At 72.8% G+C, this 20,972-nt stretch carries 18 protein-coding genes and 1 pseudogene; 1 reads left to right on the top strand and 18 read right to left on the bottom strand.

Translation table 11 applies throughout. The features are described 5' to 3' along the window. Positions 1-399 precede the first annotated feature (399 nt). The 6 genes from carB to pyrR all read right to left on the bottom strand — a co-directional run bounded on the left by carB (position 400) and on the right by pyrR (position 8,446). Positions 400-3,711, bottom strand: a complete 3,312-nt coding sequence (carB, locus tag V7E46_RS04740; protein WP_333767222.1) for a carbamoyl-phosphate synthase large subunit — start codon at positions 3,709-3,711, stop codon at positions 400-402. Further along, on the bottom strand, positions 3,704-4,837 hold the full coding sequence (carA, locus tag V7E46_RS04735; RefSeq protein WP_333767221.1) for a glutamine-hydrolyzing carbamoyl-phosphate synthase small subunit: 1,134 nt from the start codon (positions 4,835-4,837) through the stop codon (positions 3,704-3,706). Before carA ends, carB begins: the two co-directional genes overlap by 8 nt. Next, positions 4,834-5,466: a PH-like domain-containing protein gene (locus tag V7E46_RS04730; RefSeq protein WP_333767220.1), complete on the bottom strand. Its 633-nt coding sequence runs from the start codon at positions 5,464-5,466 to the stop codon at positions 4,834-4,836. Before V7E46_RS04730 ends, carA begins: the two co-directional genes overlap by 4 nt. Further along, on the bottom strand, positions 5,463-6,749 hold the full coding sequence (locus V7E46_RS04725; RefSeq protein ID WP_329180777.1) for a dihydroorotase: 1,287 nt from the start codon (positions 6,747-6,749) through the stop codon (positions 5,463-5,465). The genes V7E46_RS04730 and V7E46_RS04725 overlap by 4 nt, the downstream gene beginning before the upstream one ends. A gap of 2 nt (positions 6,750-6,751) precedes the next feature. Further along, positions 6,752-7,735: an aspartate carbamoyltransferase catalytic subunit gene (locus tag V7E46_RS04720; RefSeq protein WP_333767219.1), complete on the bottom strand. Its 984-nt coding sequence runs from the start codon at positions 7,733-7,735 to the stop codon at positions 6,752-6,754. A 108-nt stretch (positions 7,736-7,843) separates the two neighbouring features. Beyond that, the gene (pyrR, locus tag V7E46_RS04715; RefSeq protein WP_333767218.1) at positions 7,844-8,446 is read right to left on the bottom strand and encodes a bifunctional pyr operon transcriptional regulator/uracil phosphoribosyltransferase PyrR; all 603 of its coding nucleotides are present in this window, start codon (positions 8,444-8,446) and stop codon (positions 7,844-7,846) included. A gap of 185 nt (positions 8,447-8,631) precedes the next feature. Here pyrR and bldD point away from each other — a divergent pair, with 185 nt between their 5' ends. Then, on the top strand, positions 8,632-9,132 hold the full coding sequence (bldD, locus tag V7E46_RS04710) for a transcriptional regulator BldD (protein ID WP_329180771.1): 501 nt from the start codon (positions 8,632-8,634) through the stop codon (positions 9,130-9,132). A gap of 213 nt (positions 9,133-9,345) precedes the next feature. Here bldD and V7E46_RS04705 read toward each other — a convergent pair. From V7E46_RS04705 to mltG, 12 genes and pseudogenes are all read right to left on the bottom strand, one after another. Next, positions 9,346-9,504: pseudogene (locus V7E46_RS04705) on the bottom strand (GTP-binding protein); the annotation flags it as partial. A 397-nt stretch (positions 9,505-9,901) separates the two neighbouring features. Continuing rightward, positions 9,902-11,359, bottom strand: a complete 1,458-nt coding sequence (locus tag V7E46_RS04700; RefSeq protein WP_333767217.1) for a pyridoxal phosphate-dependent decarboxylase family protein — start codon at positions 11,357-11,359, stop codon at positions 9,902-9,904. Between the two features lie 106 nt (positions 11,360-11,465). Next, positions 11,466-11,891 (bottom strand): transcription antitermination factor NusB, encoded by a 426-nt coding sequence (gene nusB, locus V7E46_RS04695; protein WP_329180763.1) that lies wholly within the window; start codon positions 11,889-11,891, stop codon positions 11,466-11,468. A 2-nt stretch (positions 11,892-11,893) separates the two neighbouring features. Beyond that, positions 11,894-12,460, bottom strand: coding sequence for an elongation factor P (gene efp / locus V7E46_RS04690; protein ID WP_329180761.1), 567 nt, complete (start codon positions 12,458-12,460; stop codon positions 11,894-11,896). A 54-nt stretch (positions 12,461-12,514) separates the two neighbouring features. Further along, complete coding sequence (locus tag V7E46_RS04685) at positions 12,515-13,621, bottom strand: aminopeptidase P family protein (RefSeq protein WP_333767216.1); 1,107 nt, start codon at positions 13,619-13,621, stop codon at positions 12,515-12,517. A gap of 90 nt (positions 13,622-13,711) precedes the next feature. Next, the gene (locus tag V7E46_RS04680) at positions 13,712-14,404 is read right to left on the bottom strand and encodes an AAA family ATPase (RefSeq protein WP_333767215.1); all 693 of its coding nucleotides are present in this window, start codon (positions 14,402-14,404) and stop codon (positions 13,712-13,714) included. A gap of 399 nt (positions 14,405-14,803) precedes the next feature. Next, positions 14,804-15,244, bottom strand: a complete 441-nt coding sequence (gene aroQ, locus V7E46_RS04675; RefSeq protein ID WP_333767214.1) for a type II 3-dehydroquinate dehydratase — start codon at positions 15,242-15,244, stop codon at positions 14,804-14,806. Then, positions 15,241-16,350 (bottom strand): 3-dehydroquinate synthase, encoded by a 1,110-nt coding sequence (gene aroB / locus V7E46_RS04670; RefSeq protein WP_329180751.1) that lies wholly within the window; start codon positions 16,348-16,350, stop codon positions 15,241-15,243. The genes aroQ and aroB overlap by 4 nt, the downstream gene beginning before the upstream one ends. Further along, positions 16,347-16,886 carry a shikimate kinase gene (locus V7E46_RS04665; RefSeq protein ID WP_329180750.1) on the bottom strand — a complete coding sequence of 180 codons (540 nt, stop codon included), beginning with the start codon at positions 16,884-16,886 and terminating at the stop codon, positions 16,347-16,349. The genes aroB and V7E46_RS04665 overlap by 4 nt, the downstream gene beginning before the upstream one ends. Continuing rightward, complete coding sequence (gene aroC, locus V7E46_RS04660; protein WP_333767213.1) at positions 16,883-18,067, bottom strand: chorismate synthase; 1,185 nt, start codon at positions 18,065-18,067, stop codon at positions 16,883-16,885. The genes V7E46_RS04665 and aroC overlap by 4 nt, the downstream gene beginning before the upstream one ends. Before the next feature lie 138 nt (positions 18,068-18,205). Then, positions 18,206-19,054, bottom strand: coding sequence for a shikimate dehydrogenase (locus V7E46_RS04655; RefSeq protein ID WP_333767212.1), 849 nt, complete (start codon positions 19,052-19,054; stop codon positions 18,206-18,208). A 23-nt stretch (positions 19,055-19,077) separates the two neighbouring features. Further along, positions 19,078-20,946, bottom strand: a complete 1,869-nt coding sequence (gene mltG / locus V7E46_RS04650; protein WP_333767210.1) for an endolytic transglycosylase MltG — start codon at positions 20,944-20,946, stop codon at positions 19,078-19,080. Between the last annotated feature and the right edge of the window lie 26 nt (positions 20,947-20,972).

The following is a 20,972-nucleotide window of genomic DNA, read 5'->3' as shown; positions in this document are numbered from 1 at the left end:
GGGGGGGGCTGTGCCCGAGGGGTACGCGTCCCCCGGGCCGGGGGTCGGGCGGTCCCCCTTCGGCAGGGGTGCCTCTCCGCTGCAGCGGAGCCGGGGGTCTGCTGCGTAAGGCGGCGCCTTGCGAGGGGCGCGGGGAACTGCGCGCCCGGCCCCCACCGTGGCGCGGGTCGCCACCGGCCCGAAAGGGCTGTTCGGGTCCGCTCCGGACCACCGGCCGGTGGCGGGTTGCTCGCGCCGTTCCGCCCCCAGAGCTTCGCACGGGGGTCCCCCAGCGCCTCCTTACGGGGCACGACCCGCCGCGCGAACTGCGCGCCCCCGGTGGGGGCTGGGCGCGCAGTTCCCCGCGCCCCTGTGGGGCGCCCCCTTGCCGAAGGGGAGCCCGCCCCCGGGGCCGACGGGTCAGTCGGCGCGGGCGGCTGTGAGGAGCCGGGCGTGCTCCTGCAAGGAGCACACCCCGATATCGCCCCGCGTCAACGCGTCGATGCCCTGCACCGCCGCGGCCAGCGCCTGAACCGTGGTCAGGCAGGGAATCCCGCGGGCCACCGCAGCCGTGCGGATGTCGTAGCCGTCGAGCCGGCCCCCCGTACCGAACGGGGTGTTGACGATGAGGTCGATCTCCCCCTCGTGGATGAGGGTCACCACCGTCGGCTCCCCGGCGGGCCCGACGCCCTCGCTCTGCTTGCGCACGGCCCGCGCCGGGATCCCGTTGCGGCGCAGCACCTCCGCCGTGCCCGAGGTGGCCAGGATCTCGAAGCCGTGCTCGATCAGCGCGCGGGCCGGGAAGATCAGCGCGCGCTTGTCGCGGTTGGCGATCGAGATGAAGGCGCGGCCCTTGGTGGGCAGCGCACCGTACGCGCCGGCCTGGGACTTGGCGTAGGCGGTGCCGAAGACCGCGTCTATGCCCATGACCTCGCCGGTGGAGCGCATCTCCGGGCCGAGGATGGTGTCGACCCCGCGGCCCTGGACGTCGCGGAAGCGGCTCCAGGGCAGCACGGCCTCCTTGACCGAGATCGGCGCGTCGAGCGGCAGCGTGCCGCCGTCGCCGGTGGCGGGCAGTATGCCCTCGGCCCGCAGTTCCGCCACCGTCGCGCCGAGCGAGATGCGGGCCGCGGCCTTGGCGAGCGGCACCGCCGTCGCCTTGGAGGTGAAGGGCACGGTACGGGACGCGCGCGGGTTGGCCTCCAGCACGTAGAGGATGTCCCCGGCCAGCGCGAACTGGATGTTGATCAGGCCCTGCACCCCGACGCCGCGGGCGATGGCCTCGGTGGAGGTGCGCAGCCGCTTGATGTCGTGGCCGCCGAGGGTGATCGGCGGCAGCGCGCACGCGGAGTCGCCGGAGTGGATGCCGGCTTCCTCGATGTGCTCCATGACGCCGCCGAGGTACAGCTCGTGGCCGTCGTAGAGCGCGTCCACATCGATCTCGATGGCGTCGTCGAGGAAGCGGTCGACCAGGACCGGGCGGTCGGCGCTGATCTCGGTGGACTCGGCGATGTAGGACGCGAGCCGGGTCTCGTCGTAGACGATCTCCATGCCGCGCCCGCCGAGCACGTAGGAGGGCCGGACCAGGACCGGGTAGCCGATCTCGTCGGCGATGGCCTTGGCGCCGGGGAAGGACGTGGCGGTGCCGTGCTTGGGCGCGGGCAGTCCCGCCTCGGCGAGGACCCGGCCGAAGGCGCCGCGGTCCTCGGCGAGGTGGATGGCCTCGGGCGAGGTGCCGACGACGGTCACGCCGTTGTCCTTCAGCGCCTGCGCCAGGCCCAGCGGGGTCTGGCCGCCGAGCTGCACGATGACGCCGGCGACGGGTCCCGCCAGGGTCTCGGCGTGCACGATCTCCAGGACGTCCTCCAGGGTGAGCGGCTCGAAGTACAGCCGGTCGGAGGTGTCGTAGTCGGTGGAGACGGTCTCGGGGTTGCAGTTGACCATCACGGTCTCGTACCCGGCGTCGTGCAGCGCGAAGGAGGCGTGCACGCAGGAGTAGTCGAACTCGATGCCCTGGCCGATCCGGTTGGGCCCGGAGCCGAGGATGATCACGGCCGGCCTGGTGCGGGGCGCGACCTCGCTCTCCTCGTCGTAGGAGGAGTAGAAGTACGGGGTGTCGGCGGCGAATTCGGCGGCGCAGGTGTCGACGGTCTTGTAGACCGGGCGGATGCCGAGCGCGTGCCGCACCTCGCGGACGACCTCTTCGCGCAGGCCGCGGACCGCGGCGATCTGGGCGTCGGAGAAGCCGTGCCGCTTGGCGTCGGCGAGCAGTTCGGGGGCGAGCCGGTCGGCCGCGGCGAGGGCCTGGGCGTGCTCGTGGATCAGGAAGAGCTGGTCCACGAACCAGGGGTCGATCCTGGTGGCGGTGAAGACCTCCTCCTGGGTGGCGCCCGCCCTGATCGCGTCCATGACGGTGTTGATCCGCCCGTCGGTGGGGACGGCGGCCAGCGCCAGCAGGTCGGCCTTGTCGCCGACCGGGCTGGTGAAGTCGAACTGGGAGCCCTTCTTCTCCAGCGAGCGCAGCGCCTTGTTCAGCGCCTCGGTGAAGTTGCGGCCGATGGCCATCGCCTCGCCGACCGACTTCATGGTGGTGGTGAGGGTGGCGTCGGCGGCCGGGAACTTCTCGAAGGCGAACCGCGGCACCTTCACGACCACGTAGTCGAGGGTGGGTTCGAAGGACGCCGGGGTCTTGCGGGTGATGTCGTTGGGGATCTCGTCGAGGGTGTAGCCGACGGCGAGCCGGGCGGCGATCTTGGCGATCGGGAAGCCGGTGGCCTTGGACGCCAGCGCGGAGGAGCGCGACACCCGGGGGTTCATCTCGATGACGATGACCCGGCCGTCCTCGGGGTTGACCGCGAACTGGATGTTGCAGCCACCGGTGTCGACGCCGACCTCGCGGATCACGGCGATGCCGATGTCGCGCAGCGTCTGGTACTCGCGGTCGGTGAGCGTCATCGCGGGGGCGACGGTGATGGAGTCGCCGGTGTGGACGCCCATCGGGTCGAAGTTCTCGATGGAGCAGACGACCACGACGTTGTCGTGCTTGTCGCGCATCAGCTCCAGCTCGTACTCCTTCCAGCCGAGGATGGACTCCTCGAGCAGCACCTCGGTGGTCGGCGAGAGGGTCAGGCCCTGGCCGGCGATGCGGCGCAGTTCCTCCTCGTCGTGGGCGAAGCCGGAGCCGGCGCCGCCCATGGTGAAGGAGGGGCGCACCACGACGGGGTAGCCGCCGAGGGTGCCGACGCCGGCGAGCACGTCGTCCATGGAGTGGCAGATGACCGAGCGGGCGGACTCGCCGTGGCCGATCTTCGCGTGGACCGCCTCGACCACGCCCTTGAACAGCTCGCGGTCCTCGCCCTTGTTGATGGCCTCGACGTTGGCGCCGATCAGCTCGACGCCGTATTCGGCCAGGGTGCCGTCCTGGTGCAGCGAGATCGCGGTGTTCAGCGCGGTCTGGCCGCCGAGGGTGGGCAGCAGGGCGTCGGGGCGCTCCTTGGCGATGATCTTGGCGACGAATTCCGGGGTGATCGGCTCGACGTAGGTGGCGTCGGCGATCTCCGGGTCGGTCATGATCGTGGCCGGGTTGGAATTGACCAGGACGACCCGCAGTCCCTCGGACTTCAGGACCCGGCAGGCCTGGGTGCCGGAGTAGTCGAACTCGGCGGCCTGGCCGATGACGATCGGACCCGAGCCGATGACCAGAACGGACCGGATGTCGGTGCGCTTAGGCACGCTGGGCCTCCATGAGCTGTGTGAAGCGGTCGAACAGGTACGCGGCGTCGTGCGGGCCCGCGGCGGCCTCGGGGTGGTACTGGACGCTGAACGCCGGCCGGTCGAGCAGCCGCAGCCCCTCCACCACCTGGTCGTTGAGGCAGACATGGCTGACCTCGGCGCGCCCGTAGGGGGTGTCGCTGATCCGGTCGAGCGGGGCGTCCACGGCGAAGCCGTGGTTGTGCGCGGTGACCTCGACCTTGCCGGTGGCGCGGTCCTGTACGGGCTGGTTGATGCCGCGGTGGCCGTACTTGAGTTTGTACGTGCCGAAGCCGAGCGCCCGGCCGAGCAGCTGGTTGCCGAAGCAGATCCCGAACAGCGGGGTCCGGCGGGCCAGCACTTCCTGGATGACGGTGAGGTCGGCGGTGGCGGGGTCGCCGGGGCCGTTGGACAGGAAGACGCCGTCGGGGGCGACCGCGTAGACGTCCTCGACGGTCGCGGTGGCGGGCAGGACGTGCACCTCTATGCCGCGCTCGGCCATCCGGTGCGGGGTCATGCCCTTGATGCCGAGGTCGAGCGCGGCCACGGTGAACCGCTTGGCGCCGATGGCGGGGACGACGTACGCCTGCTCGGTGGCGACCTCGGCCGACAGGTCGGCGCCGGTCATCTCGGGTGCCTGGCGGACCCGGGCGAGCAGGGTGTCGTCGTCGGCGAGCGCGCCGCCGGAGAAGATGCCGACCCGCATCGCCCCGCGCTCGCGCAGGTGCCGGGTCAGGGCGCGGGTGTCGACGCCGCTGATGCCGACGACGCCCTGTGCGGTGAGTTCGTCGTCCAGGGAGCGGCGGGAGCGCCAGTTGGACGGGACGCGCGCGGGGTCGCGTACGACGTAGCCCGCGACCCAGATGCGGGAGGATTCGGGGTCCTCGTCGTTGATCCCGGTGTTGCCGATGTGCGGGGCGGTCATGACGACCACCTGGCGGTGGTAGGAGGGATCGGTCAGCGTCTCCTGGTAGCCGGTCATGCCGGTGGAGAAGACCGCCTCGCCGAAGGTCTCCCCCACCGCGCCGTAGGCGCGGCCGCGGAAGGAGCGGCCGTCCTCCAGGACGAGTACGGCGGGTACGGTGGCCGCCCGGGTGGAGGTCGTCATTGTGCGCCTTCCTTCTCGTGGTGCCTGGTGCCCGGCCTGGTGTCGGTGAAGACGACGACGCTGTCGCCACTGAGCCGGTTGATCTGCTCGACCCACGCGGGGTGCCCGGCCGCGTGGTCGGAGCGGAAGCCGGAGTCGATGAGGGTGCCGCCGTGCTCCCAGGTGACGACCAGCAGGCCGCCCTCGGTGAGCACCTTGCCCGCGATGCCCTTGTCGAGCCGGGCGCCGCGCAGGGCGGCGGCGGGCACGAAGAAGCCGGGGGCGCCGGCGCGGTCCACGTCGAGGCCCTGCTCGGTGAGGGTGAGCACGGCCCTGCTGCGTACGCCGAGGCCGTGGGCGACGATCCGGTCCAGCCACTGCCCGGCGGTGGTGCTGCCGTGGTAGCGGCCGTCCGTCTCCAGCAGGGGTTCGCCGGCGTCCTCGGGGGCCTGCGGGAGGGCGGGCAGGCCGCCCTGGAGGGTGCGGCGCCACTGCCAGCCCTGCCGCATCAGCCAGTAGACCAGGCCGATGACCAGGATCAGGCCGACGATCCAGCCGATCCTGTCGGTCCAGTCGGTGACCTTCGCCGAGTGCTTCTCGCCGCCCTGTGCGGTGGCGAGCGCGGCTGCGAGCTGCGTCAGAGGTGTCATGTGAGCTTCCCGTCCATGACCGTCGCGTGGCCCCGCAGGAAGGTGGCGACGACGCGGCCCGGCAGCTCGCGGCCCGCGTAGGGGGTGTTGCGGCTGCGGGAGGCGAAGCCCGCGGGATTGACGACCCCACGGTATGCGGGATCGACCAGCACCAGGTTCGCGGGCTCGCCGGCGGCGACCGGGCGGCCGTGTCCTGCGAGCCGGCCGATGGCTGCGGGGCGGGCCGACATGCGGTCGGCGACGCCCGCCCAGTCCAGCAGGCCGGTGTCGACCATGGTGTGCTGGACCACGGACAGCGCGGTCTCCAGGCCGACCATGCCCATGGCCGCGGCGGCCCACTCGCAGTCCTTGTCCTCGTGCGGGTGCGGGGCGTGGTCGGTGGCGACGCAGTCGATGGTGCCGTCGGCGAGCCCCTCGCGCAGCGCCATGACGTCGGCCTCGGTGCGCAGCGGCGGGTTGACCTTGTAGACCGGGTTGTACGAGCGGACCAGCTCGTCGGTCAGCAGCAGGTGGTGCGGGGTGACCTCGGCGGTGACGTCCCAGCCCTTGGACTTGGCCCAGCGGACGATCTCGACCGAGCCGGCGGTGGACAGGTGGCAGATGTGCACCCGGGAGCCGACGTGCGCGGCGAGCAGGACGTCGCGGGCGATGACCGACTCCTCGGCGACCGCGGGCCAGCCGGTCAGGCCCAGCTCGCCGGAGACGGTGCCCTCGTTCATCTGGGCGCCCTCGGTGAGCCGCGGCTCCTGGGCGTGCTGGGCGACGACGCCGCCGAAGGCCTTCACGTATTCCAGCGCCCTGCGCATGATGACGGCGTCGTCCACGCACTTGCCGTCGTCGGAGAAGACCCGCACCCGGGCGGCGGAGTCGGCCATCGCGCCGAGTTCGGCGAGCTGCTTGCCCTCCAGGCCGACGGTGACGGCGCCGACCGGCTGGACGTCGCAGTAGCCGGACTCCTTGCCGAGCCGCCAGACCTGCTCGACGACACCTGCGGTGTCGGCGACGGGGAACGTGTTGGCCATGGCGTGCACGGCGGTGTAGCCGCCGACCGCGGCGGCGCGGGTGCCGGTCAGTACGGTCTCGGAGTCCTCCCGGCCGGGCTCGCGCAGGTGGGTGTGCAGGTCGACCAGGCCGGGCAGCAGGATGTGGCCCGCGGCCTCCACGACGGTGGCGCCGTCCGCGTCGAGGCCGGTGCCCACCGCGGCGACGGTCCCGCCGCTGAGCAGTACGTCCTGGGGGGCGCCGCCGAGGATCTTGGCCCCGCGGATCAGGGTGTCGCTCATGGTTACTTGCTCTCCTCGGTGCGGGCGCTGTCGGAACGGTCGGTGCTGATGGCCGGCTCGGAGCCGCCGAGCAGCAGGTAGAGCACCGCCATCCGGGTGCTGACGCCGTTGGCGACCTGTTCGACCGCGGTGCAGCGCGGCGAGTCGGCGACCTCGGCGGTGATCTCCATGCCGCGGTTCATCGGCCCGGGATGCATGACGACGGCGTGCTCGGGCAGCGCCGCCATCCGCTGCCCGTCCAGGCCGTAGCGGCGGGCGTACTCGCGCTCGGTGGGGAAGTAGGCGGCGTTCATCCGCTCGCTCTGGACCCGCAGCATCATCACCGCGTCGGACTTGGCGAGCACCGCGTCGAGGTCGTACGACACCTCGCAGGGCCACTGCTCGACGCCGATCGGCAGCAGGGTGGGCGGGGCCACCAGGGTGACCCTGGCCCCCAGCGTGGTCAGCAGCAGGACGTTGGAGCGGGCGACCCGGCTGTGCAGGATGTCGCCGACGACGGTGACCCTGCGGCCCTCCAGGTCGCGGCCGACGCCGGACAGGTGGCGGCGCATGGTGAAGGCGTCCAGCAGTGCCTGGGTGGGGTGCTCGTGGGTGCCGTCGCCCGCGTTGACGACCGATGCGTTGATCCAGCCGGAGGTCGCCAGCCGGTGCGGGGCGCCGGAGGAGTGGTGCCGGATGACGACGGCGTCGGCGCCCATCGCCTCCAGGGTCAGCGCGGTGTCCTTGAGGGATTCGCCCTTGGACACCGAGGAGCCCTTGGCGGAGAAGTTGATCACATCGGCCGACAGCCGCTTGGCGGCGGCCTCGAAGGAGATGCGCGTCCGCGTCGAGTCCTCGAAGAACAGGTTGACGACGGTACGGCCGCGCAGGGTGGGCAGTTTCTTGATCGGCCGGTCGGCGACGCGGGCCATCTCCTCCGCGGTGTCGAGGATCAGCAGGGCGTCGTCGCGGGTGAGGTCGGCGGCCGAGATCAGGTGGCGCTTCATCGGGGTCTCCGGGGGTGCTGGGGCCTGGCCTGGCGGTGGGCGGCTACGGGGGCGGCGAGCGGGCGCGCGGCAGCGCAGGACCCCGTGACGGGTCCTGGTGCGGGGGCGCTACTCGTCCGCGGCCGCGCCGTGGCCGTTGCGCGCGCCGGGCTCCCGCTGGCCGAGCAGGACGCTGTCGCGCCCGTCGTGCTCGGTGAGCAGGACCCTGACGGTCTCGCGCTGCGAGGTCGGCAGGTTCTTGCCGACGTAGTCGGCCCTGATCGGCAGCTCGCGGTGCCCGCGGTCGACCAGGACGGCGAGCTGCACCGCGCGGGGGCGGCCGATGTCGTTGAGCGCGTCCAGGGCGGCGCGGATGGTGCGGCCCGAGAACAGCACGTCGTCCACCAGGATGACGAGCCGGCCGTCGACGCCGTCGCCGGGGATGTCGGTGGTCGCCAGCGCCCGCGGCGGGTGCAGCCGCAGGTCGTCGCGGTACATGGTGGTGTCGAGCGAGCCGACGGCGGCCTCGCGGCCGGTGATCTCGGCGAGTTTGGCGGCCAGCCTGCGGGCCAGGAACACCCCTCGGGTGGGGACGCCGAGCAGCACCACGTCGTCGGCGCCCTTGGCGCGCTCGACGATCTCGTGGGCGATACGGGTCAGGACGCGGGCCATGTCGGGCGCTTCGAGGACCGGGCGGTCCTGCGGTCCTGCGGTCGTGCGGTCTTCGACCATCGGTCGGGGACCTCCTTCCCCGCCTCACGGGACGGGCGTTAAAGGACGTCAGGGGTACGTCATCACGATATCAGGTGACGCAGACCTCCCAGGTCAGAGACCGGTCGGACCTGTTCGGCTTGACGAGCGTGGATTACGCTGCGTAACCTCACAGTGAGTCACCGAGTTTCCGTCCGGGGAGCCATATGTCCAGCGATTACGCCAAACAGCTCGGAGCCAAGCTCCGCGCCATCCGCACGCAGCAGGGCCTTTCTCTGCACGGTGTCGAGGAGAAGTCCCAGGGCCGCTGGAAGGCAGTGGTCGTGGGGTCGTACGAGCGCGGCGACCGTGCCGTGACCGTGCAGCGCCTCGCCGAGCTCGCCGATTTCTACGGCGTGCCCGTGCAGGAGCTGCTGCCGGGTACGACTCCCGGCGGGGCCGCAGAGCCGCCGCCGAAGCTCGTGCTCGACCTTGAGCGCCTCTCCCAGGTCCCGCCGGAGAAGGCCGGGCCGCTGCAGCGTTACGCGGCCACCATTCAGAGCCAGCGCGGCGACTACAACGGGAAGGTGCTGTCGATCCGGCAGGACGATCTCCGTACGCTCGCCGTGATCTACGACCAGTCGCCGTCGGTCCTCACCGAGCAGCTCATCGGGTGGGGCGTGCTCGACGCCGACGCCAGGCGGGCGGTTCAGCACGACGAGGGCTGACGCCCGGCTTTGACCCGCATACCTGCAGAAACGTCCCGCCGCCCGGGGCGGTGGCCCCGCTCACCCCGGGCCACCGCCCCGGGCAGTCCGTTTCCGCGGCCTCCCTCCGGGGGGTGTGGCGTGCGTGCCACTTGCGGTGGCGGTTCGCCTGACCCGCCGTCGCGGCTGGGCGCGCGGTCCCCCGCGCCCCTGGGTGACGGACCGCTTGCGATGCGTGCCGTCGTGGGCCTCACCGCGCTTGCGGGTGGCGCCGGTGAGGTAGGGGATCCGCTCGGTGACGGTGGTCTTGCCCGCGGCCACATGGGCGAGGACGCCGAGGTCGCGGACGGCGGCGAGCGGGTCGGCGGTCTGGCGGTCGTGGGTGCTGCGCACGGCCCTGGGCCTTTCGGGTGATCAGGGAAAAGGGCGGGCGCGATTCCACGGGAGCACCGGGCCCGCCGTACCGGCGGTGGGCCGGCGGATCAGAGCCTGGAGTGCGTCACGGGGTCCGGGGCCGGCGCGCAGCCGGCGCCGGAGGCGCGAAGACACCAGGATCACCTTGTGCCGTGACGGGGGGGGGACGACAACAGCGGTGCGCTCGCGCACGGCCGGCTCCCCTCACTCGTCAACGCGCGCGCCGCAGCAGGCTGGTGGCGCGCGATTCCACGGGCGACGGTAGCGGGCGCGAGGCAGCCGCGGCACCCGGCTTTCCGCGGGCTGCGCTCCACTCGACGTGGAGCCGGACCCGGGCGGACCCCAGCTCGACGCAGACCCGGACCCCGGCGGAGTATCAGCCGGCGTAGAGCCGGGAGATGACCTCGGGCAGCAGACGCTCCGTCAGGGGCGCGGGCAGCGCCTGGAGCACGGCGAGCACCGGCGCCATCCGCTGCGGGAGCGCGCCGTCGGCGCCGACGCCCGCGACCTCAAGCGCGAGCGCGACCTCGGCCGGGCCGAGAGTGGCGGGGTCGAGGGCGGCGGCGATCTCCACGATGCCGGGGTCGACGGTGACAGGCCCGAGGGCGCGGGCCCGGTCCGTGGCGGCGGCGAGTTCGGCCAGCAGTTCCGCGATACGGGCCGGGTCGGCGACGGCCGCGGTCACGGTCAGGTGCAGATTCGCCGGGGAGCCGGCGAACGCGGGCTGCGGCTGGAGGTACCAGCCGCGCAGCCGCATCTCGTCGGCGACGACGAAGGGATCGAGGTCCGGGTCGTCGGCGGCGACGGCGACCAGCGAGGCGTCCGGGTCGCCGAGCACCCGCAGCCCGTCGATCCCCCCGATGCCGTCTGCCAGCAGCCGGGTCGCCTCGTGCACCCGGCGGGCCAGCTCGACGTATCCGGCGGTGCCGACCTTGTGCAGTACCGCCCAGGCCGCGGCGAGCGGCCCGGCGGACTTGGTGCCCTGGAGCGTCGCGTTGACCACCGGGTAGCCGGGCCAGGAGGCGTGCGCGAACCAGCCGTGCCTGCGCAGGTCCGCGTCCCGGAAGAGCAGGACGGAGGCGCCCTTGGGCGTGTAGCCGTATTTGTGCAGGTCGACCGAGAGCGAGCTGACGCCGGGCACGCCCAGGTCGAAGGGCGGCGGCGGTGCGATGCCGCCGGCGAGCGCGCGGTGCCCGAGATACCAGCCGCCGATGCAGGCGTCGACATGGCACAGCACGCCCCGCTCGGCCGCCGCCGCGGCGACGTCCTGCACCGGGTCGACCACGCCGTGCGCGTACGAGGGCGCGGAGGCCACCACCAGGGCGGTGCGCGGGGTGAGGGCGGCGGCGACGTCCTGCGGCCGTACCCGGAAGGTGGCGGGGTCGACGGGGACGGTGACGGCGGTGAGGCCGAAGAGGGCGGCGGCCTTGTGGAAGGCGGCGTGCGCGGTCTGCGGCAGCACGATCTCGGGTGCGGTGACCCCGCGGGTCCTGGCCGCGTGCTCGCGGGCGGTCAGCACGGCGAGCAGGCAGCTCTCGGTGCCGCCGCTGGTGAAGGTGCCCGCGGTGCCGGGGCCGCCGCCGAGCAGCTGCGCGGTCCGCCGGACGATGTCGTTCTCCAGCGTGACGACGCTGGGGAAGGCGGTCATGTCCAGGCCGTTGACGCCGGCGAAGGCGGTGTGCGCGCGGGCCGCCAGATCATCGAGCCCGGCGAGCCCCGAGTCGTAGACGTACGCCATGGTCCGGCCGCCGCGCACCGGCAGGTCGGCTGCCCGCAGGCCCGCCAGGCGGGCCAGGATCGTGTCGTCGTCGCCGGGTCCGGCCGCTTCGTCCATGCGGCGGAATCTAGGCCACAGCCCGCCGCACACACCAGGCCCGAAGCAGAATATTGTTCAACTTCTGCTGTCGGGCCTGGTCGCAGGCGGTACGGCCGGCCGGCCCCTAGCGCGGCAGGGTCGGCTTCAGCTCCATCAGCCGGCCGAGCAGTCCGTTGACGAAGGACGGGGATTCGTCGGTGGAGAATTCCTTGGCCAGCTCCACCGCCTCGTCCAGCACCACCGGATCCGGGACGCCGTCCTCCCAGATCAGCTCGTACGCGCCGAGCCGCAGCACGTTGCGGTCCACGACCGGCATCCGGTCCAGCGTCCAGCCCACCGCGTGCGTGGAGAGCAGGTCGTCGATCGGCCCGGCGTGTGCCGTGTACCCCTCGACCAGCTGCATCGTGTACTCGGTGACCGGCGGCTGCCGGTCGTCGGTCCGGGCGAGCCGGATCCAGTCCGCCATGACGGTGACCGGGTCTGCACCCCGCTGGTCCGCCTCGAAGAGGATCTGGAAGGCACGCTTGCGGGCCTTGTTCCGGGCAGCCACGGTTAGCTGTTCACCCGGCCGAGGTAGTCGCCGGTGCGGGTGTCGACCTTCACCTTTTCACCTGTGGTGATGAACAGCGGGACGCCGATCTCGTAGCCGGTCTCCAGCCGCGCCGGCTTGGAGCCGCCGGTGGAGCGGTCGCCCTGCACACCGGGCTCGGTGTACTCGATGACCAGCTCGACGGAGGCGGGCAGCTCGATGTACAGCGGCGCGCCCTCGTACATCGCGACGACGGCCTCGAAGCCTTCGAGCAGGTAGTTGGCGGCGTCGCCGACGACCTCGGGGGTGACCGTGATCTGGTCGAAGGTCTCGGTGTCCATGAAGACGAAGTCGGTGCCGTCCTTGTAGGAGAACTGCATGCCGCGCTTGTCGACGTTGGCGGTCTCGACCTTCACACCCGCGTTGAAGGTCTTGTCGACGACCTTCCCGGAGAGCACGTGCTTCAGCTTGGTGCGCACGAAGGCGGGGCCCTTGCCGGGCTTGACGTGCTGGAACTCGACTACGGTCCAGAGCTGGCCGCTGTCGAGCTTGAGCACGAGGCCGTTCTTGAGGTCGTTCGTGGTGGCCACGGTTGCGGAATCTCCTGAAAGTGCTGCTTCGGGGACCGCGGAGACCCGCGCCCGTCACAGGGCGAGGAGTTCCTTGGTCGTGATGGTGAGTAGCTCGGGTCCGCCGTCCGCCAGGGGGCGTACGACGAGTGTGTCGTCGATGCGGACACCGCCGCGGCCCGGAAGGTGGACCCCCGGTTCGACGGTGACCGGCACGCAAGCGTCCAGTTTACCCATGGCCGCAGGGGACAACTGAGGGTCCTCGTCGATTTCCAGGCCGACACCGTGGCCCGACCACTGCGCCACCCCGTCCGCGTGCCCCGCCGCGACCAGCGGCTGGCGGGTCGCCCGGTCGACGTCCCGGCAGGCCACACCGGGTGCCAGCGCCTCACGGCCGGCCCGCTGGGCGTTGAAGACCAGGTCGTACAGGTCGATCTGCCAGCCGGCCGGAGCCGTACCGATCACGAAGGTACGGCCCACCTCGCAGCGGTAGCCGCGGTAGCACGCGCCGAGGCGGACGGTCAGGAAGTCGCCCTCCTCGACGCGGCGGTCGGTCGGCACATGGCGGGCGGTGCCGGAGTGCGGGCCGGTGCCCACGGAGGTCGGGAAGGCCGCGCTGTCGGCGCCGTGGTCGACGAGCCGCCGTTCCAGTTCGAGTGCCAGGTGCCGCTCGGTGCGGCCGACCAGGATCGACTCCAGCAGCTCGCCGAGCGCCTGGTCGGCGATCTCCGCGGCGATCCGCAGGGCGGCGATCTCGTGCTCGTCCTTGACCAGGCGCAACTGCTCGACGGCGCCGCCGAGGTCGGAGAGCGCGAGAGCGTCCGCCACCGAGCCTATGGCACGGTGCCGCGCCACGGTGAGGTGGTGCTCCTCGACGGCGAGGGACTCCGCGTGCTGCTCCCACGCGAGGGTGGCCGCGGCCACCGCGGCGTCGCCGTCGGGCGACGGGAGTACGGTCGAGCGCAGGTCGTCCGGCCGGCCGCCGCCCTCGTCGTCCGGGGGCGGTCGCAGGTGCACGAGGATGTCCTCGGACCCCGGGCCGACCAGCAGCGCGGAGCCGGGCGGCGCGCAGCCGGCCAGATACCGTACGTTCGCCGGTCGCGTCACCAGCGCGGCACCGAGCCCTTCCGCCGCACACCGCTCACGCAGCCGGTCCCTGCGGGTCGCATGCACCTCCGCCATGCCGCGAGCTTATGGCGCCCGCCTGTGGCCCGCCCCTTTTCGCCCGCCGAAGGGGTCGTTCCCCGGCCACCGGCGCGGCGGGCCGCCCGGTCACCAGACCGGGGGCCCCTGGAGGCTGCGGGCGACCACCCGGTCGAGGGCCGCGGCGGCGGCGGCGACGTCCAGCTGGGAGTTGTCGATGATGGGCAGCCCCGAGCCGTACCAGCCGGCCATCCGGCCGTGGATACGGGCGACCTCCTCGTCGGACAGCCGCCGGTTGCCGCTGCGCTCGGCGTTGCGGGTCAGGACGATGTCCAGGCCGGGCAGCAGGACCACCGGGAGCAGCCCGGGGCCGACGTGGCGCTTCCAGCCGCCGAGGCCGACCGCGGGGCGGTCGGGGAAGACGGCGTCGTCGATGATGCAGGACACTCCGTTGGCCAGGAAGTTGCGGGCGGCGAAGCCGCAGGTGCGGCGGGCCAGCCGGTACTGCGCCTCGGAGTGCTCGTTCCACCCGGCCTGCGGGTCGGCGAAGCCCGCGCGTACCCATTCGCGTACGTCATCGAGGCTGATGTGCGCGGTCGCGGCGCTGCGGCTGTCCGCCCAGTGCCGGGCGATGGTCGTCTTGCCCGCGCCCGCCGCGCCGATCAGCAGGACGGCGACCGGGCCGGGGGCGCCGCCGCCGGCGCCGTCCGGCGCCGGCAGATGGACCGGCGCCGCGGCGGGCAGCGGGAAGTGCCCGGTGACGCTTGTGACGGGCGGCGTCGGCCCCCCGCCGGGCTGCGGCGCCCCCACAGCGTGCTGCATGTCGGCGGACTCCATCTCGTGCGGGGTGCGCTGCCGCGCGGGTTGAGGGAACGGTACCGTTCCCGTGCGTTCTTTGGTGAACGCCCGGGAATCTCCCGGGTGCCCTTTCGCTCACCGTCGTGCGGTGAGTACGCCCACCGACCGGGGCGCGGGCCTCACCGGGCCGGCGGGGGGTTGCCGTCGCAGCCGGACCAGCGGGCGGTGGGTGGTCGCTCGTGCCGTTCCCCGCGCCCTTGTGGGGCACCCCCGTGCCGACGGGGTGCCGCGGAACCCCCGCGGCCGGGGAAGGGGCAGGTCCTCGGTGTGCGGACAGCGCGGCAGCGTCGTGGCTGGGCGCGCGGTTCCTCGCGCCGCGCGGGGGCACCGGGCAGTTCGCGGCTGCAGAGAGGGGGTGCTTCCTCAGGCAGTCGGGGGGTCTGCCAGGGATTGGAGGGCCAGGCGGTAGGAGGCGAGGCCGAAGCCGGCGATCGTGCCGGAGGCGACCGCCGCGATGACCGAGGTGTGGCGGAAGGCCTCCCTGGCGTAGGGGTTCGAGATGTGGACCTCGATCAGCGGCGCCGTGCGCTGCGCCGCCGCGTCCCGCAGACCGTAGGAGTAGTGGGTGAAGGCACCCGGGTTGAGGACGACGGGAACGCGGCCGTCGGCCGCTTCGTGGAGCCAGCCGATCAGCTCGCCCTCGTCGTTGGTCTCGCGGACCTCGACGTCGAAGCCGAGGTCCGCGCCGACCTTGCGGCACTCCTCGACGAGCCCCGCGTAGGACGTGGAGCCGTAGACGTCGGGCTCGCGCGAGCCGAGCCGGCCGAGGTTGGGGCCGTTGAGTACCAGCACCGGGCGGGTCACGCGGATACCTCCCCGTAGGCGGCGAGCAGGACGGCCGGGTCGGGGCCCTCCAGGACGGTGGGCTTGCCGAGGCCGTCGAGCACGATGAAGCGCAGCAGGTCGCCGCGGGACTTCTTGTCGACCTTCATGGTCTCCAGCAGCCGGGGCCACTGGTCGCCGCGGTAGGTGAGCGGCAGGCCGACCGCGCCGAGGACGGCGCGGTGCCGGTCGGCGGTGGCGTCGTCGAGGCGGCCCGCGAGCCGGCCCAGCTCCGCGGCGAAGACCATGCCGACGGAGACGGCGGCACCGTGCCGCCAGTTGTAGCGCTCGTTCTTCTCGATGGCGTGCGCCAGCGTGTGGCCGTAGTTGAGGATCTCGCGCAGCCCGGACTCCCTGAGGTCGGTGGAGACGACCTCGGCCTTGACGCGGACGGCGCGTTCGACGAGTTCGGCGGTGTGCGCGTACTGCGGGCTGCGGGCGGCCTGCGGGTCGGCCTCGATCAGGTCGAGGATCGCCGGGTCGGCGATGAAGCCGGCCTTGATGATCTCGGCGAGCCCGCTGACGTAGTCGTTGGTGGCGAGCGTGTCGAGTGCGGCGAGGTCGCAGAGCACTCCGGCGGGCGGGTGGAAGGCGCCGACCAGGTTCTTGCCCTCGGCGGTGTTGATGCCGGTCTTGCCGCCGACGGCCGCGTCGACCATGCCGAGCACGGTGGTGGGTACCGCGATCCAGCGCACTCCGCGCAGCCAGGTCGCGGCGACGAAGCCGGCCAGGTCGGTGGTGGCGCCGCCGCCGACGCCGACGATGACGTCGGTGCGGGTGAAGCCGGTCTGCCCGAGCGCCTTCCAGCAGTAGGCGGCGACCTCGGCGGTCTTGGCCTCTTCCGCGTTGGGCAGCTGGATGGCGATGGCCTCGTAGCCCTGCTCCGCGAGGTCCTCGCGTACCGCCTCGCCGGTGCCGGCCAGCGCCTCGGGGTGCAGGACGGCGACGCGCTTGGCCTTCGGGCCGATCAACCCGGGCAGTTCGCCGAGCAGTTGGTGGCCGATCAGTACGTCGTAGGCGGCCGTGCCCGCGCTGCCGGCGACGGTGATGCGGACGGGGGGCGCGGTCAGGGGACGGTTCTCGCTCATGCGTCCTTCAGCTGGAGTGCGTCGAGGACGGCTTCGGCCACGTCCTCGGGGGTGCTGTCGTCGGTGCCGACGACGGCCCTGGCGGCCTCGGTGTAGAGCGGGCGGCGCGTGTCCATCAGTTCGCGCCAGCTCTGCCGCGGGTTGACCGCGAGCAGCGGGCGGGGCGCGTCGAGGCCGACCCGGTGGACGGCGGCGTGCAGGCCGACGTCCAGGAAGATCACCGGCAGTCCGGCGAGCAGCGTCCTGGTGGCCTCGTCCATGATCGCGCCGCCGCCGAGCGACAGCACTCCGCTGTGGCCGGCCAGCGCGTCGCGCACGGCGGCGCGTTCCAGCTCGCGGAAGTGGGGTTCGCCCTGGTCGATGAAGATGTCCGGGATGGGCTTGCCCGCGGTGGCCTCGATGTCGGCGTCGGTGTCGCGGTAGCCGACGCCGAGCCGGTCGGCGAGGATCCGGCCGACGGTGCTCTTGCCCGCCCCGGGCGGCCCGACGAGGACGACCGCGGGGGGACCTGCCGGTGTGTCCGCCGGCGCGGTCACCGGACGGCCAGGTTGTCGAGGTAGCCGCGGACGCTGCGCCGGGTCTGCGCGACGGAGTCGCCGCCGAACTTCTCGGCGACCGCGTCGGCGAGCACCAGGGCGACCATGGCCTCGGCGACGATTCCGGCGGCGGGCACCGCGCAGACGTCGGAGCGCTGGTGGTGGGCCTGCGAGGGCTCGCCGGTGACGACGTCGATGGTGGCCAGCGCGCGCGGGACGGTGGCGATGGGCTTCATCGCGGCGCGGACCCTGAGCAGTTCGCCGGTGCTCATGCCGCCCTCGGTGCCGCCGGAGCGCCCCGTGGCGCGGCGGACGCCGCCGGGTCCCGGCAGGATCTCGTCGTGCGCCTGGGAGCCGGGGACCCGGGCGAGGCCGAAGCCGTCGCCGACCTCGACGCCCTTGATCGCCTGGATGCCCATCAGGGCGCCGGCGAGCCGGGAGTCGAGCCTGCGGTCCCAGTGGACGTGCGAGCCGAGGCCGACCGGCACCCCGTAGGCGAGCACTTCGACGACGCCGCCGAGGGTGTCGCCGTCCTTGTGGGCCTGGTCGATCTCGGCGACCATCGCCTCGCTGGCGGCGGCGTCGAGGCAGCGCACCGGGTCGGCGTCGAGCCTGGCCTCGTCGCCGGGCACCGGCACGACGCCGTAGGGGGCCTTGGCACCGGCCAGTTCCACCACGTGGGAGACGATCTCGATGCCCGCGGTCTCCTTGAGGTAGGAGCGGGCGACGGCGCCGAGCGCGACCCTGGCCGCGGTCTCGCGGGCGCTGGCGCGCTCCAGCACCGGGCGGGCCTCGTCGAGGTCGTACTTCTGCATGCCGGCCAGGTCGGCGTGGCCGGGCCGGGGCCGGGTCAGCGGCGCGTTGCGGGCGAGTCCCGCGAGGATCCCGGGGTCGACCGGGTCGGCGGCCATGACCTGTTCCCACTTGGGCCACTCGGTGTTGCCGACCATCACGGCCACCGGACTGCCCATGGTCAGGCCGTGGCGTACACCGCCGATGAAGGTCACCTCGTCGCGCTCGAACTTCATCCGCGCGCCGCGTCCGTAGCCGAGCCGGCGCCGGGCGAGCGCGTCGGCCACCAGCTCGGTGGTGACGGGCACCCCGGAGGGCAGGCCCTCCAGCGTCGCGACGAGTGCGGGGCCGTGCGATTCCCCCGCGGTCAGCCAGCGCAATCTGCTCAACGGTGCTCCCTCGACAACGGCCTGCCGTTTTTCCCGCCTCGATTCTCCCACGTTTCACCGTGCCGCCAGGACCCGCGTCCAGGGTGCGGGACGCGGCGGGAGACACGGCAGGGGAGGCGGTGCGGCGCCGGGCCGGGGTCAGTGCGCGCCGAGTACCGCCTCGCCCGCCGCGCGCATCGCGTCCAGCGGTACGCCGCCGTGCCCGGTGTGCTGTTCGACCTGGAGCACGGCCTGGTGGACCAGCAGGTCGAGGCCGCCGAGCACCGGCCCGCCGCGCGCGGCCCAGGCGGCGGCCAGCGCGGTGGGCCACGGGTGGTAGAGCACGTCGAAGAGCGCGCCGGGCCGCTCGGGTACGGCGCCGGCGAGGTGGTCGGCGGCGCCCGCCGGGGTGGTGGCGACGACCAGCGGTTCGGCCAGCGCCCGCTCCGCGTCGGCCCAGTCGGCGGTGCGTACGGTCACACCGAGGCGCGTCCCCCACTGCCGCATCTCGGCGGCGCGCGCCGGGCCGCGTACGTACGCCGTCACCTCGCCGGTGCAGATCCGGGCGAGCGCGGCCAGCGCCGAGGAGGCGGTGGCGCCCGCACCCAGGACGGCGGCGGACGGCACCGAGGTGATGCCGCGCTCGCGCAGCGCGGCGAGCAGGCCGGGGATGTCGGTGTTGTCGCCGCCGAGCCGGCCGTCCTTGCCCAGGACGACGGTGTTGACGGCCTCCACGGAGGCCGCGGTGTCGCTGATGGTGTCGAGCAGCGGGATCACGGCCCGCTTGAGCGGCATGGTCAGCGACAGGCCCGCCCACTCGGCCGGGTCGAGGCCCGCGACGAAGCCGGGCAGCGCGGCCTCGTCGACCTCGAAGCGGTCGTAGTGCCAGCCGTCCAGGCCCATCGCGGCGTACGCGGCCCGGTGCAGGACCGGGGACAGCGAATGCGCGATGGGCGAGCCGAGCACGGCGGCGCGGCGGGTGCCCGGGGTCGGTGCTGTGGTGTCCACTGACGTCTTTCCTGCCGCGGGGCCTACTGGGTCTTGATCTTGTTGAACTCGTCCAGAGTCTCGGTGAACTGGGTGGTCTTGCCGTCCAGCGAGATGAAGAAATACCACGGCCCGGAGTCGGGATCCATCGCGGCCTTGAGGGCGTTGATGCCGGGGTTGCCGATCGGTCCGGGGGTCAGGCCCTTGTTCCGGTACGTGTTGTAAGGGTCCCTGAGCGAGTAGACATCCTTGATGGCGATCTTCGTGTCGCTGGAGTTCTTGATGTAGTTGTACGTGGAGTCGAACTGCAGCAGCTGGTTGGTGCCCTGCTTGTTGCTGGGCAGCAGCCGGTCGTAGATGACCTTGGCCATCTTGCGGAAGTCGTCGTCGGTCTTGCCCTCGGCCTGCACCAGGCTGGCGACGGTGAGCAGTTGGTAGGGGCTGCTCAGTCCCTGCTTCCTGGCTTCGGCCGCGAGGTCGTACTGCGCGTACTGCTGCTTGGCCATGCCGACCATCTGCTTGAGCAGGTCCTCGGGCTTCATGCCCTTGGCCACGCTGTAGCGGGACGGGAAGAGGAAGCCCTCCAGCGGGTCCTTGACGTTCGCGCTGGTGTCGGCCCAGTCGGGCAGGCCGAGGTTCTTCGCCTGGGCGTGGGCGATGCCCTCTGTGGTGCCGGGCTTGATGTCGAGCCGTTTGTCGATGGCGGCGTAGATCTGCTTGTCGCGCATGCCCTCGGCGATGATCATGGCGTTCTGCGATGTCGGGTCGAGCATCATGGTCACGGCCGCGGCGGCCGACATGTTCTTGTTGAGCGCGTAGACACCGGCCTGGATGGACTGGCCCTTGGGGTTGTTGCGGGCCGCGGCGGTGAAGGCGTCGACGCTCTTGACCACTCCGGCGTTCTTGAGCAGATTGCCCATGGTGGTCAGGGTCGAGCCCTTGGGGACCTCGACCAGTACGCTGCCGCTGCCGTTGCCCGAGTAGTCGGGGGCCGGGCCGAAGTGGTCCTGGTAGACGCCGTAGCCGAAGTAGGCACCGCCGGCCAGGCCGCCGCCGAGCACCAGCAGCACCACCATGCAGGCGCAGCCGCTGCGGCGCTTCTTGCCGCCCTTGGGCTGGTTCCGGCCGGCCCGCCGGCCGCCGCTCTCGCCGGCCGGGGCCGGTGTGTCCTCGTCATCGTCGTCGCGGCCGGCGAAGAAGGCGTGCTCGCGCGGGTCGTCCTCGCCGTCCGGGTCCCACTCGCCGGTGTTGGCCGGGGCGGTGCGCAGCGGCCGGGCGCCGGGCTCCTGCGGGTGCCCGCCCGGTCCCGGCTGCTGGGGCCGCGCCTGGCCGGGCGCCGGCTGGCCCTGCTGCTGGCCGGGCTGGCCCGGCTGGCCGCTCTGCGGCTGCTGGAGGCCGGGGACCGGCTGCTGGGGCTGCTGGCCGTACTGCTGCGGCTGCTGGGGTTGCTGCGGGTAGCCGCCCTGGCCGTAGTAGCCGGGCTGCTGCTGGCCGCCGTAGGGGTCCTGGGGCTGCTGGCCGCCGTACGGATCGTGGTTGCCGTAGCCGCCGGCCGGATGCGACCCGGTGTCGTACGTCCCGTGCGAGCCGGTGTCGTAGCCGTCGTAGCCGCCCTGCTGCGGGTACTGCTGCTGCGACTGCTGCGGGTACTGGCCGGCGTCCTGCTGCATCGGGTACGGCTGCTGCTGATACTGCTGCGGCTGCTGGTGCGGGTACTGGCCGGTGCTGTGCTGCGGGTACTGCTGCTGATGCTGACCTGTGGCGTACGGGTCCTGCTGCCACTCGCCCCCCTGGTCCTGCTGCGGAGGCTGCTGCGGCTGCTGGTAGCCCTGGCCCCCGTCGTACGCATCGCCGAACAGCGGGTCGTCCGGGTGCCACGGTTCGGAGCCGGAGCCCCGGCCATAGTCAGTCATCGGTCCCCTTGGTACGCGGTCGGCAG

Origin of the sequence: Streptomyces sp. IBSBF 2435, from assembly GCF_036815005.1 — a bacterium.
In the GTDB taxonomy this organism is placed as follows: Bacteria; Actinomycetota; Actinomycetes; order Streptomycetales; family Streptomycetaceae; genus Actinacidiphila.
This window is presented reverse-complemented; position numbering and strand designations above follow the sequence as displayed.